The organism is Gallaecimonas zhanjiangensis (assembly GCF_057624825.1).
This window is the reverse complement of sequence record NZ_CM172603.1, coordinates 2,462,683-2,476,244: the sequence shown is the minus strand read 5'-3', so window position 1 is coordinate 2,476,244 and position 13,562 is coordinate 2,462,683. Positions and strand designations below refer to the sequence as shown.

General features: G+C 59.1%; 8 protein-coding genes. 6 read left to right on the top strand and 2 right to left on the bottom strand.

What is annotated here, in order from left to right; genetic code table 11:
* Positions 1 to 62 precede the first annotated feature (62 nt).
* Entirely contained in the window at positions 63 to 836 is a 774-nt protein-coding gene (locus tag AC22G1_RS11780) for a hypothetical protein (RefSeq protein WP_487313559.1), read from the bottom strand.
* 147 nt (positions 837 to 983) lie between these two features.
* Here AC22G1_RS11780 and cysB point away from each other — a divergent pair, with 147 nt between their 5' ends.
* The 5 genes from cysB to AC22G1_RS11755 all read left to right on the top strand — a co-directional run bounded on the left by cysB (position 984) and on the right by AC22G1_RS11755 (position 11,337).
* Positions 984 to 1,958 carry an HTH-type transcriptional regulator CysB gene (gene cysB, locus AC22G1_RS11775; protein ID WP_487313558.1) on the top strand — a complete coding sequence of 325 codons (975 nt, stop codon included), beginning with the start codon at positions 984 to 986 and terminating at the stop codon, positions 1,956 to 1,958.
* A 97-nt stretch (positions 1,959 to 2,055) separates the two neighbouring features.
* Positions 2,056 to 3,741: a diguanylate cyclase gene (locus tag AC22G1_RS11770; RefSeq protein ID WP_487313557.1), complete on the top strand. Its 1,686-nt coding sequence runs from the start codon at positions 2,056 to 2,058 to the stop codon at positions 3,739 to 3,741.
* Positions 3,742 to 4,359: 618 nt separating this feature from the next.
* Positions 4,360 to 5,883, top strand: a complete 1,524-nt coding sequence (locus AC22G1_RS11765; RefSeq protein WP_487313556.1) for a Re/Si-specific NAD(P)(+) transhydrogenase subunit alpha — start codon at positions 4,360 to 4,362, stop codon at positions 5,881 to 5,883.
* Between the two features lie 4 nt (positions 5,884 to 5,887).
* The gene (gene pntB / locus AC22G1_RS11760; RefSeq protein ID WP_487313555.1) at positions 5,888 to 7,264 is read left to right on the top strand and encodes a Re/Si-specific NAD(P)(+) transhydrogenase subunit beta; all 1,377 of its coding nucleotides are present in this window, start codon (positions 5,888 to 5,890) and stop codon (positions 7,262 to 7,264) included.
* A 98-nt stretch (positions 7,265 to 7,362) separates the two neighbouring features.
* On the top strand, positions 7,363 to 11,337 hold the full coding sequence (locus tag AC22G1_RS11755) for a hypothetical protein (protein ID WP_487313554.1): 3,975 nt from the start codon (positions 7,363 to 7,365) through the stop codon (positions 11,335 to 11,337).
* A gap of 24 nt (positions 11,338 to 11,361) precedes the next feature.
* Here the strand turns inward: AC22G1_RS11755 and AC22G1_RS11750 are convergent, their stop codons facing one another.
* Positions 11,362 to 12,255 (bottom strand): LysR family transcriptional regulator, encoded by an 894-nt coding sequence (locus AC22G1_RS11750; RefSeq protein ID WP_487313553.1) that lies wholly within the window; start codon positions 12,253 to 12,255, stop codon positions 11,362 to 11,364.
* A gap of 90 nt (positions 12,256 to 12,345) precedes the next feature.
* Between AC22G1_RS11750 and AC22G1_RS11745 the strand changes: the two genes are divergently transcribed.
* Complete coding sequence (locus tag AC22G1_RS11745) at positions 12,346 to 13,512, top strand: mandelate racemase/muconate lactonizing enzyme family protein (protein ID WP_487313552.1); 1,167 nt, start codon at positions 12,346 to 12,348, stop codon at positions 13,510 to 13,512.
* Positions 13,513 to 13,562 lie beyond the last annotated feature (50 nt).

The following is a 13,562-nucleotide window of genomic DNA, read 5'->3' as shown; positions in this document are numbered from 1 at the left end:
GCGGGGCTTCTTTTTGGCGTTAACAGGCCGTAAAAAAACCGCCCATCGGGGCGGTTTTTTCATCACCACTTTTTCTTGGGTGAGAACAGCAAATCCATATCGTCCGGCTGCTGGGGTTCGCCCTCTTTTTTGGGCGGCTTGGCGGGAGGCAGGTTACCGTTGTTGGCGTTGATTTCGTCCAGGTGCTGCTGAATCTCCCCCAGTTTGGCCCGCAGATAGTTGTCCTGGTGGGCGTGGGGGGCAGCCAACTGCTTGGCTTTGTTAAGGAACTGGCGGGCTGAGCCGAGCTGTTTGATGATTTTGGCCGACACGCCGCGGGAGATAAGGCCTTCAACGTTGATCTTTAAACGGATACGGTCAAGAAAGGCTGACTCCATGCGAAAGGTGTCGGCATCGACCTTGCCCTTGTTGAACTCGGTGCGCAGCACGGCGATCAGCAGTTTCACCGCTTGCAGCAACTGCACCATCTGCTGCTCGTTATCAGGCAGGCGTAGGTTGTCGTCGCTGGCGCGGTAGCTTTGCAAGGCTTGTTTTTGCTGGTTAACGGCATCCTCGGCACGGCTTTTTAAGGTGCCGTCCTTGCCACCACTAAGCCTTGCTGCCGCTTGCAGGGCTTCGGCCAAGCGGCCATAGAGCATGGCCACCAAGTTGCTGGAGATGGGCATTTGGCCGGCGATGGGCAGCAATGCCTCGGTTTCGTCGATAATGGCTTTTTGCTTGGCAAATTCCTGGCGCCGTTCGGCTTCTTGTTTTTGCCGCTGTTGCTGAAAGACATTAATTACCACTATGCCCACCAGCAGTATCACAATCACGGCAATCACAATGTAAGTCATCATGTTATTATCCTGTTGCGCCTGCGCACATTTCAGCAAATTGTATAGGAAGTGCTCCAGTTCCGATAGCATATCAACCATTTGCGTGATGATATAGAACCCGGATAAGTTATACTTTTTTGGCATAACCCGGTGGCGGAGCCTTTTTAGATGAAGTTGCAGCAGTTGCGTTACATCGTCGAAGTACGTAACCACAATCTCAATGTCTCGGCGACCGCCGAAAGCCTGTATACCTCGCAGCCTGGTATTTCCAAGCAGGTGCGTATGCTGGAAGACGAGTTGGGGGTGCAAATTTTTGGCCGAAGCGGCAAACATCTGACCCACGTAACCCCTGCTGGCAAAGCCATCATTGCCATCGCCGAAGAGATGCTCAACAAGGCCGATGCCATCCGCTCGGTTGCCTTCGAGCATACCCAGCCGGACCGGGGCAAGCTGCATATCGCCACCACCCACACCCAGGCTCGTTATGCCTTGCCGCCGGTTATTCGCGGTTTTATCGAGCGCTACCCGCAGGTTTCTTTGCACATGCACCAAGGCACGCCTACTCAGATAGCCGAGGCGGTGGTACGGGGCGACGCCGATTTCGCCATCGCCACCGAGGCGCTGCACCTTTATGACGACCTCATCATGCTGCCGTGCTACCACTGGAACCGCAGCATTGTGGTGAAAAAAGACCATCCGCTGCTGGCGGTAGACAAAGTCAGTATCCGCGAACTCGCCAAGTACCCGCTGGTCACTTACGTATTTGGTTTTACTGGCCGCTCGGATCTCGACGAAGGCTTTGCCAAAGAAGGGCTGGAGCCGCACATCGTCTTTACCGCCACCGATACCGACGTTATCAAGACCTATGTGCGCCTGGGGCTTGGAGTGGGGGTGATTGCGTCCATGGCCTATGACCCTGAGCAAGACAGCGACTTGGTGGCCATCGACGCCAGCCATTTGTTCCGGGCCTCCACCACCAAGATCGGCTTTCGAAAATCGAGCTTCCTGCGCGGCTACATGTACGACTTTATCGAAGGCTTTGCCCCGCACCTGACCCGTAGCCTGGTGGACGAAGCCATCCGCCTGCGCGACAGCGAGGCCGTAGAGGCTCTCTTTACCAATGTGTCACTGCCGGTGCGCTAAAAGCGTCATTTTTTAGGCACTTTGCTGGCAAAGTCTGCAGCGCCGTACAACACTCCTCTTGCGGGCTTTTGCCCGCCGTATCTAACCGGGCCGACGGATGGCCCGGGCAGGGCTGCAAGAGGACGGTATCGTGGGCTGGGTAAAGGCTTTATTTGCGTTATTGCTGTTGGCCAGTTTTGGCGCGTCAGCGCTGGAGCAGGTTCGGGTGCAATTGCGCTGGAAACACCAGTTCCAGTTCGCCGGCTACTACGTGGCCAAGGAATATGGCTACTACCGGGACGCCGGCCTTGACGTAACCTTGCTTGAAAACGGCCCCGGCCTGCCCGGTGGCATCAGTGAAGTGGCTAACAACCAGGTGGAATTTGCCGTTGCTGGCGCCGGAGTGATCGCTGCTTACGCTGAGGGCCAGCCGGTGGTGGCGGTGGCAGCGATTTTTCAGCACTCGCCCCTGGTGTGGCTGGTGCTTGAAAAAAGCGGTATCAAAAATCTGCACGACTTAGCCGGCAAGCGGCTGATGAGCGCCTTTCCCCAGGAACAAATGGTAGATTTGCTGGCGCCGTTCCCCATGGAAAGCATCCCCATCGACACCCTCAACTGGGTACCCAGCGAGTTCAGCGTTGACGCCCTTATCAAGGGCCATACCGATGCCTACGCCGCCTATAACAGCAATGAGCCTTTTGTGCTGCGCCAAAAGGGCATCGGCTATCGGCTGATTGAGCCTCGCACCTATGGAGTGGATTTTTACGGCGATGTCATTATCACCAGCCGGGAACTGGCAAACCGCCACCCTGAGCTGGTGAAGAAATTTCGTGACGCGACCCTGCATGGCTGGCGCACGGCGCTGGATAATATCGATGGCACAGCCAGCCTTATTCAAAGCAAATACGCCCCGCAAAAATCCCTCGAGCAGCTGCGCTTTGAAGGCCAGCAAATTCGCGAACTGGTGATGCCGGATCTGGTGGCTATCGGCCATATGAACCAGGGGCGCTGGGAGCGCATATTAGACCTCAACCTGCAGTTGGGGCTGATTAAAGACAAGGCCGATCTCTCCGGCTTTTTGTTTAACCCGCAAACTGCCAGAAGCCAGTGGAACTGGCCTGCCACTATCTTTGCCATTGCCTTTGTAGGAGCGCTGGTGGTGCTTTACCAGTTTCGGCGCCTCAATAAGCGCCTTAGCCTGGAGGTGGCCAGGCGCCACGACATCGAGCAGGAGCTTCGCTCCCAAGCCTATACCGACCCTCTGACCGGCACTGGCAACCGCCGCGCTTTGATGGAAGCGGGCCATCGCAGTTTTGCCATGTCGGTAAGGGACCAGGAGCCGTTATCGCTCATTATGGTGGATGTGGATCACTTCAAGCGCATTAACGACAGCTACGGCCATGACATTGGCGACTTGGTGCTGTGCCACCTGGGAGAAGTGCTGCGCCACACCATCCGCTCCGACGACTTTGTCGGGCGCCTGGGCGGCGAAGAATTTGCCATTTTATTGCCCGGCAGTGGCGTGGAATCAGCCATGGCCATGGCTAGGCGCCTTAAAAACCGCTTAAGTGTGCATTCTTTTACCCTCAATCCCCACGAGCGCATCGCCATCAGCGTCAGTGCCGGCGTGGTAGCTAGGGGCGACGATGACAGCTGCTTTGAGCAGATGCTGTCTCGGGCCGATTGCCTGCTTTACCAGGCCAAGGCGGCAGGGCGGGACCAAATTCAGCGTGAAAGCACCCTTGACGAAACGCCGCTGCCACCCAGCAATATCGCCCTTATCAAGGATCGGCAGAAAAATTAATCTGCATCAAAGTCTTGCCAGGCACGAGCGGTACACTGCCTCTCGAAAGCCAAGCTTTCAACTACTCTGCTGACTGTTTAACCCGGCCTTGGCCGGGTTTTTTCTTACCCGTCTTTTGATGGAACGGCTTTTTTCCAAGTGCAATGCGATTGCGCTTGTTATTTCACTTCACCAAAGCCACAACATGGCGGCTGTAACTCTCCCATTTCCTGTTACCGGCGTTTTTAGAGCTGTCTTTAGCATCAACAACCTTTTACAACAGTCCTTGCTGGTGTTTGCTGTCTTTTTAGCCGGGTGATTTTGCTTTTGCGGCCCTTTAGGGTTGGCAACACAGTGTCTTTGCAAGGTCTAAACTGAGGCTGCATTCACACCTTCGCTTTGGCAAAGTAGTTGTGAATAAACGTTTTTCTGGTGCTTTTGGGGCAGAGCGATTGGCCGATAACCTGCGGTTGTTGTCGGTTCACAATTGAAGTAAAAGTCTAAAAAGCATACTCATAGAACCAAACAGACTTGCCGGTGCCCGCGACCTTTCTGATAGAAATACCGGCACTTTAACTATCCGTTTTACCCGTTGTCGTTTTGCCGGCACGGGGTGGTAACAACCAAGATGGAGATGGCATGCGTATCGGTATACCGCTAGAAAGTTTATCCGGAGAAAACCGGGTTGCCGCTAGCCCCAAATCGGTGGCGGAGCTGAAAAAACTCGGCTTTGAGGTGCTTATTGCGCCGGGGGCCGGGCAGGGCGCCAGTTTTGACGACAGCGCCTACCTCGAGGCGGGCGCAGAGCTTACCGACCCCTGGGAGAGCGACCTTATCTTTAAGGTTAACGCCCCGAGCGACGAGGAAATTGCCCGTCTTAAGGCCGGCACCACCTTGGTGAGTTTTATCCAACCGGCCCAAAACCCTGAACTGCTGGACAAACTCAAAGCCCAACAGGTGAACGTGCTGGCCATGGACATGGTGCCTCGCATCTCCAGGGCACAATCTCTTGATGCGCTGTCATCCATGGCCAATATCGCCGGTTACCGGGCGGTGGTGGAAGCGGCCAACGCCTTTGGCCGTTTCTTTACCGGGCAAATCACCGCCGCTGGCAAGGTGCCTCCTGCCAAGGTAATGGTGATTGGCGCCGGTGTGGCCGGCCTTGCCGCCATTGGCGCTGCCGGTAGCCTGGGGGCGGTGGTACGCGCTTTTGATACCCGCCCCGAGGTCAAGGAACAAATTCAGTCCATGGGCGCCGAGTTTTTGGAAGTGCACCTCGAAGAAGAGGGCGGCAGCTCCGACGGTTATGCCAAAGAGATGAGCCAGGCCTTTATCGATGCCGAGATGGCGCTCTTTTTGGAGCAGGCCAAGGAGGTGGACATTATCATCACCACCGCCCTTATCCCCGGCAAGCCTGCGCCCAAGCTCATTACCCGTGAGATGGTCAAAGCCATGAAGCCAGGCTCGGTGATTGTAGACTTGGCCGCCCCTAACGGCGGCAACTGCGAGCTCACCAAACCGGGCAAAAGGTTCAAGTCAGACAACGGCGTTATCATCCTTGGCTATACCGATCTGGCAAGCCGCCTGGCCGGGCAAAGCTCTACCCTTTACGCCACCAACCTGGTGAACCTTGCCAAGCTCCTTTGCAAGGAAAAAGACGGCAACATCAACATCGATTTTGACGATGTGGTGCTTCGCAACATGACGGTGGTTAAAGAGGGTGAACTGACCTTCCCGCCGCCGCCCATTGCGGTTTCTGCCGCGCCTAAGCCCAAGGCGCCAGAAAAAGCGGCCCCTGAGGCGCCAACAGAACCGGCCCAGCCCAGCCGCAAGAAATATGTGCTGGGGGGCATTGGCCTCTTGGCCTTCGCCTGGGTGGCCAATGCCGCGCCGCCAGCTTTTCTCTCGCACTTCACGGTATTCGTGCTGGCCTGCGTGGTGGGCTATTACGTGGTGTGGAATGTTACCCACGCCCTGCACACGCCCCTGATGTCGGTGACCAACGCCATCAGCGGCATCATTGTGGTGGGGGCATTGTTGCAAGCGGGCTCTGGCGGCTTGACCGGCTTTTTGGCCTTTGTGGCGGTGCTGGTGGCCAGCATCAATATCTTCGGGGGTTTTACCGTAACCCGCCGCATGCTGAAAATGTTCCAAAAGGGGTAAGTCGATGTCTCATGGATTAGTCAGTGCGGCTTACATCATCGCGGCACTTTGTTTTATCGGCGCCCTGGCCGGGCTTTCCAAACAGGAAAGCGCCAAGCGGGGTAACCTTTTTGGCATTATCGGCATGGGGTTGGCGTTGGTGGCCACCATCCTTAGCCCTGGTGTGTCTGGCCTTGGCTGGATCCTCCTGGCCATGGTGATCGGCGGCGCTATCGGCGCGCGGCTGGCACTTAAAGTGGAAATGACCCAGATGCCGGAGCTGGTGGCCATACTGCACAGCTTTGTGGGCTTGGCAGCGGTGCTGGTGGGTTATAACTCCTGGCTCGATCACGGCCCCTTAAGTGGCAGCCTGCTCAGCATTCACCTTACCGAGATTTTCCTCGGGGTCTTTATCGGCGCCGTTACCTTGACCGGCTCGGTGGTGGCCTTTGGCAAATTGCGCGGCACCATTGCCTCTAAGGCGCTGATGCTGCCTCATCGCCACAAGCTCAACCTGGCGGCGGTGGTGGTCTCGGTGCTGCTGCTGATTTACTTTGTCAGCGGTGGCGGTACCAGCGGTTTTGCCCTGGTGCTGATGACCCTTATCGCCTTGGCCTTTGGCTGGCATTTGGTGGCCAGTATCGGCGGCGCCGACATGCCGGTGGTGATCTCCATGCTCAACTCCTACTCGGGCTGGGCGGCGGCGGCGGCCGGTTTCATGCTGGGCAACGATTTACTGATTGTTACCGGCGCCCTGGTGGGCTCAAGCGGCGCCATTCTGTCCTACATCATGTGTAAGGCCATGAACCGCTCCTTTATCTCGGTGATTGCCGGTGGCTTTGGCAACGACAGCAGCGCCGCCAGCGAAGAGATCGTCGGCGAGCACACCGAAGTGAGCGCCGAAGACGTGGCAGAAGCCCTCAAAAACGCCGAGTCGGTGGTGATCACTCCCGGCTATGGCATGGCGGTGGCCCAGGCCCAATACCCGGTGGCAGACATCACCGCTAAGCTGCGCGCCAAAGGGGTCAAGGTGCGCTTTGGCATCCACCCCGTGGCCGGGCGCCTGCCGGGGCACATGAACGTGCTGTTGGCTGAAGCCAAGGTGCCTTACGACATCGTGCTGGAGATGGACGAAATCAACGACGACTTTGCCGACACCGACGTGGTGCTGGTCATTGGCGCCAACGACACCGTCAACCCAGCCGCCGCCGAAGATCCTTCCAGCCCCATTGCCGGCATGCCGGTGCTGGAGGTGTGGAATGCCAAACAAGTGGTGGTGTTCAAGCGCTCCATGAATACCGGCTATGCCGGGGTGCAAAACCCGCTGTTCTTCCGCGATAACACCGTGATGCTGTTTGGCGATGCCAAACAAAGCGTCGAGGCCATTTTGAAAAGCCTCTGAGTTTAAGGCGCCTTCGGGCGCCTTAACTTTTTGAAAGGCCTGTCTTTATCGTTAGGGCGCGCTACACTGGTGGCCTGCACGAAGATAAGGACATTGCCATGCGTGTGTTGCTGTTACTGCTGCTCTGTTGTGGCCAGGCCCTGGCCGCCATCCCCAAACCCCTTCAGCCCTGGCAAGACTGGGTGCTTGCCGACCAACCCTTTCGCCACTGCCCGTTAAACCTTGGCACCGAAGCCCAAGGGGCCGGGGATTTCTCTTGCCTGTGGTACCGGCCCTTGGTGCTGAAATTGGACGATGGGGCAGGGCAGTTCAGCATGGCGGTATCGCGCTACAACGACGGCTGGGTGTGGCTGCCGGGCGAACCCGGCCAAAGCTGGCCAAGGCAGATGCAGCTTGATGGCAAAGCGCTAGCGCTGGTGAACGTTGGCGGCCGCCCCGCTCTTTGGGTGCCAAAAGGCGAGCACCGCATTGACGGCCACTTTGGCTGGAGCCAGCTGCCTGCCAAGCTGCGTTTGCCAGAGGGTGCGGCCCTGGTTCAGCTCAGCCTTGGTGGCAAGGGTGTCGGCCAGCCCCAACGCGAAGGCGGCTACCTGCTGCTGACCAGCCAAGCCCAGGGCAGTGACAGCCACCAGGCGAGCCTTGACGTCTCGGTATTTCGCCGCTTTGAAGACGGCCTGCCGGCGACGCTAACCACAGTGCTGCGCCTTGATATCGCCGGCCCGGCGCGCGAGCTGAACCTGGGTAAGGTCTTGCCCGATGGCTACAGCGTGCTGACGCTGCAAAGCGAGCTGCCAGCCCGGTTTGACGCTGATGGCACCTTGCGCATCCAGGCCCTGGCTGGCAACAAGAGCCTTACCATCAGGGCGCGAAGCCTGGCGGCGGTAAGCCAGCTTGGCTTTGTGCAAAACGGCTTGATGCCAGGGCAAGAGGTATGGTCGGTGGCAACGGACAGCCGCCTTCGCAGCCTGCGTTTTGAAGGGGCAAGCCCCATAGACCCAAACCAGACCCGCATGCCAGCCGGGTGGCGCCAGCTGCCGGCCTTTGTGCTGAGCCCCTCCCTGGGGTTGGCGCTGGTAGAGCAAAGCCGTGGCCGCCAGCAAAGCCAAAACAGCCTGCATTTGAGCCGCGACCTGTGGCTCGATTTTAGCGGCAAGGGGTATCACTTCAGCGACGCTATCAGCGGCACCATGCGCAGCGATTGGCGGCTGGATATGGCCGCGCCTTATCAGTTGCAACAAGCCCAGCAAGCCGAGCGGGCGCTTCCCCTGACCGAAGGGCCAAATGGCCAGCGGGGTATTGAGCTTCGCGCCCAAAATCTCGAGCTTGATGCCAGCGGCACCCTCGATAACAGCAACCATTGGCCCGTTGCCGGCTGGCAAAGCGGCTTTGACGGGGTGGATATGACCGTAAATCTGCCGCCCGGTTATCGGCTTTTGGGTGCCAGCGGCCCGCAGCAGGTCAGTTACAGCTGGCTGGGGGCCTGGAACCTGCTGGACATGTTTGTGCTGGTGTTAAGTGCGGTGCTGGTTTTTAAGCTCAGCGGTTGGCGCTGGGCCCTGGTGGCAGGCGTGGCGCTGGCCGCGCTCTTTCACGAGCCCGGCATGCCGGTGTGGCTGGTACTGAACGCCGCCATCGCCCTGCTGCTGGCACGGGAGCTTGGCGGCAAGTTTGCCAAGGCCACCGCGGCCTATCAGTGGGCGAGTCTCGCGCTGCTGGTGCTGGCGTTGCTGCCCTTTGCCAGTCACCTGGTGCGCGCCTTGCTGCACCCGCAACTGGAGTGGCCCATCCAGGGCCAAGACCGTTCGCTGTACGAAATGCCGCTTCCCGGTACGGCCAGCGCCCCCCAGGAGCTGGAGCGTATCGACGTGACCAGTTCGCGGCTAAGGAGCCCCAATGCACCGGCCAAAGCCCTGGCCGATGCCGCCTATCAAGCGCCGCCCGTGGAGCGCTACACCGACAACCAAGTGGCCAGCGCCGGCAGCGGCTTGCCTGACTGGTCCTGGCACCGCTATCAGTTGCGCTGGAACGGGCCGGTGGCGGCCAATGAAAGCCTGCGCCTTTGGGTGCTTCCCTATTGGCTAAGGGCGCCGCTCATTGCCCTTGCCATGCTTGGGCTCTTTGCCTGGCTGGCCAGGGAGCTTAGAGGCCGCTGGCCGGCAAAAGGGGCGGCGCTGGTGCTGGTGATAATGCTCTCGCCCCTGCCAAAGCCAGCCGAAGCGGCCCTGCCGGATGGCCAGATGCTTGATGCCTTAAAGGCGCGTCTCACGGCGCCGCCAGAATGTGCCCCTTATTGTGGCGCTTTAGATGAGGCCACCTTAAGCGCCAAAGATGGCCGCTGGCAGCTTGAGCTGAGCGCCGAGGCGCTGGCGAGCAGTGCCTTGCCCATTCCCGGCGCCCCCGGCAGCTGGCTGCCCGATACGGTGTGGGTTGACGGCGCGCCTAGCGCCACCAGTTGGCACGATGGCGCGCTGTGGGTGGCACTGGCTAAAGGCCGCCACCAGTTAACCCTCTCTGGCCCGGCGGCCGATGCTGACAGGGTTAACCTCGGCTTTCGGCTGGTGCCAAACCGCGTTTTGGTCACCTTAAGCGGCTGGCAGGCTCAGGGGCTGGCCAGTGGCCATCTAAGCGGCAATAGCCTGGTGCTGGAGCGGGAGATAAAAGACGCGGCGGATTTCAAAACCGGCAAGCTCAGTGTCAAACCCTATGTGAAGGTGATTCGCACCCTGCATTTTGGCGAGCGTTGGTCGGTGGACACCCAGGTTATCCGTATGGCGCCGAAGAACCAGCCGTTCTCGGTCTTTATCCCCTTGCTTAGCGGTGAGCGGCTGCAAAGCGAGCTGCCGCAAGGGCCTGATGGGGTGCAACTTAACTTTGCGGCTGGTCAGTCGCAGCTGAGCTTTGCCGGCATCTTGGAGCGGCGCGAGCATCTTACCCTTACCGCGCCGCCGCTCAGTCAGCGGGTGGAGCAGTGGCGCCTTGAGCCCACCAATCTTTGGCGCCTTGAAGCCACCGGCACACCGCAGATACAAAGCCTTAACGGCGAAGACTGGCAACAGCTCTACCAGCCAAGGGGCGGCGAGACCCTGGCGGTCACCTTAAGCAGGCCCCGCCAATTGGGGGGCGATACCCTGGCCTTTGACGGGGTGACCTTGGCGCTGGATGTAGCCGGTCACGGCAGCAGTGGCCAACTGGCCATTGCTTATCGCGCCACCTTGGGCGGCAAGCACAAGCTCACCTTGCCGGCGGGCTGGGAGCTGGTGGACGCTCGCCAGGACGGCGCGCCGCTGGTGCTTGCCAAAGACGCCGATGCGTTGACCCTGCCCATCTTGCCCGGCGAGCACACCCTTGGCATCAGGCTTCGCAGCGCCCAGGGCGTGAGCCTGGTGCAGGGGCTGCCTGACATTAACCTCGGCCTTGGCGCTGCCAATATCGACATTAACCTCAGCCTTGGCGCCGACCGCTGGCTGCTCTTTACCCAGGGCCCGGTGATGGGGCCGGTGGTGCTTTATTGGAGCGCACTGGTGGTGTTTTTACTGCTGGCCTGGGGCCTTAGCCGCACGGCGCTGCTACCCATCGGCTTTGGCGATCTGCTGCTGTTGGGGCTGGGGCTCTCTACCCAGGCCTGGAGCGTGCTGGTGTTGGTGCTGGCCTGGCTGATGGCGGTGAAATGGCGGGCCGGTAAGGCCGATTTGCTGGCGAAAAGCTGGTTCAACCCGCTGCAGGTGGCGCTACTTATCTTAAGTGCCTTGGCCTTGCTGTTGTTGGTGTTCTCGGTGCCGGCCGGGCTGCTCTCAAGGCCTGACATGATGGTCAGCGACGCCAGCAGCAACCACCTGCATTGGTACCAGGATTTAAGCGACGGCGCCCTGCCAACGCTTTGGGCCTTTAACCTGCCGCTGTGGGTGTACAAAGGGGCGATGTTGCTGTGGGCAATTTGGCTGAGCTTTGCCGTGATCCGTTGGGTGCGTCTGGCCTGGCAGGGCCTTAATGTAGGCGGCTTTTGGCACAAAAAGGTGTGGAGCGATATCGCCACCACCGCGCAGCCTGGGGAAACGGCCAATCCCAAAGACTAAATAAGGCGCCTTCGGGCGCCTTTTTCATGGCGCGAACTGCTCGGCCAGAAAGTCGATAAAGGCCCGCACCCTGGCGCTTTGGTGGCTTTTGCTGGGGTAGTAGAGGTAAAGGTCGGCGTCCGGCAGGCGGCAGTGGGGCAATACCTGCTGCAAGCGGCCGCTTTTTAGGTATTTATCCAGGTCCCACTGGGAGCGGATAAGAATGCCGTGGCCGTCCAGCGCCCAGCCCAGCACCACGTCTCCGTCATTGCTGGAAAGGGCACCTTGTACTTTTACCACCTCGCTGTGCTGGGCGTCGATAAAGCGCCACAGCCCAAAGGCGTCTTCGTTTTGGCGGTGGATAATGCACTGGTGGCTGGCCAGGTCTGCCAATTGCGCCGGGGTGCCATGCTCGGCGAGATAGCGGGGGGAGGCACATAAAAAGCGCCGGTTGGACAGCAACTTGCGAGCGTTTAGCCGCTGGTCGGGCAGGGCGCCAAAGCGCACCGCCAAATCAATGCCCTGGGCCACCAAATCAACCGGCTTGTCGGTAAGGTCAAGCTGCACCTCCAGGCCGGGGTGGCGTTTGGAAAAGCGCGAGACCAGCGGCGCGATGGTGGTGCGGCCAAACCCCAAGGTGCTGTTGACCCGAATAAGCCCCTGCAGAGTCTGCCCGGCGGTAGTGACCGCATCTTCCATCTCGGCAATGCTGGCAAGAATGTGGCGGGCATGGTGCAGGTAGGTACTGCCTTCCTGGGTGAGGCTGATGCGCCGGGTGGTGCGGTTAACCAGCCGCACCCCAAGGCGGTTTTCCAGCTGCGCTAGGCGTTTGGTGGCGGCCGGTGGGGTGATATCCAGGGCCCTGGCGGCGCCGGACAAACTGCCGGTTTGGGCCAGCAGCACAAAAAACTGCATCTCGGTGCTATTGTCGCTTTTCACTTTGAGTAAATAATGAAGTGACTTTTAGTGAATTTTAGGCGCGGTTTTCTTTTTTAAGCTAGGGCTTTGTGCAACCTGCCTTGAGGCCCTATGAGAATCGTCGATATTCGTGAAGTCACCCTGCCCATCAGCTCGCCCATCCGTAACGCGTACATCGATTTCAGCAAGATGACCCTGAGCCTGGTGGCCATCGTTAGCGATGTGATACGCGACGGCAAACCGGTAGTGGGTTACGGCTTTAACTCCAATGGCCGCTACGGCCAGGGCAGCCTGATGCGTGAGCGCTTTATCCCAAGGCTTTTAGACGCCAGCCCTGAAAGCCTGCAAGACAGCACCGGCAACAATCTTTGCCCCCACAAATGCTGGGCGACCATGTTCAGCAACGAAAAACCCGGCGGCCATGGCGAGCGCTCGGTAGCCATTGGCACCCTGGACATGGCGATTTGGGATCTGGTGGCCAAAATCGAAGGTGTACCGCTGTTTCAGCTGCTGGCCGACCGCTACGGCAATGGCAAGCCCGACCCCAAAATCTTTGTCTACGCCGCCGGCGGTTATTACTACCCGGGCCAAAACCACAATCAGCTCAAAGACGAGATGCGCAGCTACATCGACCGGGGTTACACCGTGGTCAAAAAGAAGATCGGCGGCGCCAGCCTGGATGAAGATTTACGCCGCATCGACTCGATTTTAAGCGTGCTGCAAGACGGCCAGAAGCTGGCGGTAGACGCCAATGGCCGCTTTGATCTCGACACCGCCATCCAATACGCCAAAGCCTTGTCGCAATACGATTTGTTCTGGTTTGAAGAGCCGGGCGACCCGCTGGATTTCGAGCTGCAAGCCACCTTGCGCGGCTACTACAGCAAGCCCATGGCTACAGGCGAAGACCTTTTTTCCATGCAAGATGCTCGCAACCTCATTCGCTACGGCGGCCTGCGCCCCGACCGCGACTGGCTGCAATTTGACTGCGCCCTGAGCTATGGCCTGGTTGAGTATCTGCGCACCCTGGACATGCTCAAAGAGCACGGCTGGAGTGCCAGGCGCTGCATTCCCCACGGTGGCCACCAGATGTCCCTTAACATCGCTGCCGGTCTTGGACTGGGGGGGAACGAGTCGTACCCAGACTTGTTCCAGCCCTTTGGCGGTTTCCCAGACGGGGTGAAGGTAGACAACGGCTTTATCACCTTGCCCGAACTGCCCGGTATCGGTTTTGAAGGCAAGAGCGACCTCTTTGCCCAAATGCAAAAATTGGCCGGTTAACCTGTATTGCTAGGCAGGGGGTAAGTTTGCCCCCTGCCGCTATCCTTCAA

What these genes read in the sequence shown, in the direction of transcription:
- AC22G1_RS11745 (WP_487313552.1), top strand. Translation starts at nt 12,346, where the DNA reads ATGAGAATCGTCGATATTCGTGAAGTCACCCTGCCCATCAGCTCGCCC.
- AC22G1_RS11765 (WP_487313556.1), top strand. Translation starts at nt 4,360, where the DNA reads ATGCGTATCGGTATACCGCTAGAAAGTTTATCCGGAGAAAACCGGGTT.
- AC22G1_RS11780 (WP_487313559.1), bottom strand. Translation starts at nt 836, where the DNA reads ATGATGACTTACATTGTGATTGCCGTGATTGTGATACTGCTGGTGGGC.
- AC22G1_RS11770 (WP_487313557.1), top strand. Translation starts at nt 2,056, where the DNA reads ATGGCCCGGGCAGGGCTGCAAGAGGACGGTATCGTGGGCTGGGTAAAG.
- pntB (WP_487313555.1), top strand. Translation starts at nt 5,888, where the DNA reads ATGTCTCATGGATTAGTCAGTGCGGCTTACATCATCGCGGCACTTTGT.
- AC22G1_RS11755 (WP_487313554.1), top strand. Translation starts at nt 7,363, where the DNA reads ATGCGTGTGTTGCTGTTACTGCTGCTCTGTTGTGGCCAGGCCCTGGCC.
- cysB (WP_487313558.1), top strand. Translation starts at nt 984, where the DNA reads ATGAAGTTGCAGCAGTTGCGTTACATCGTCGAAGTACGTAACCACAAT.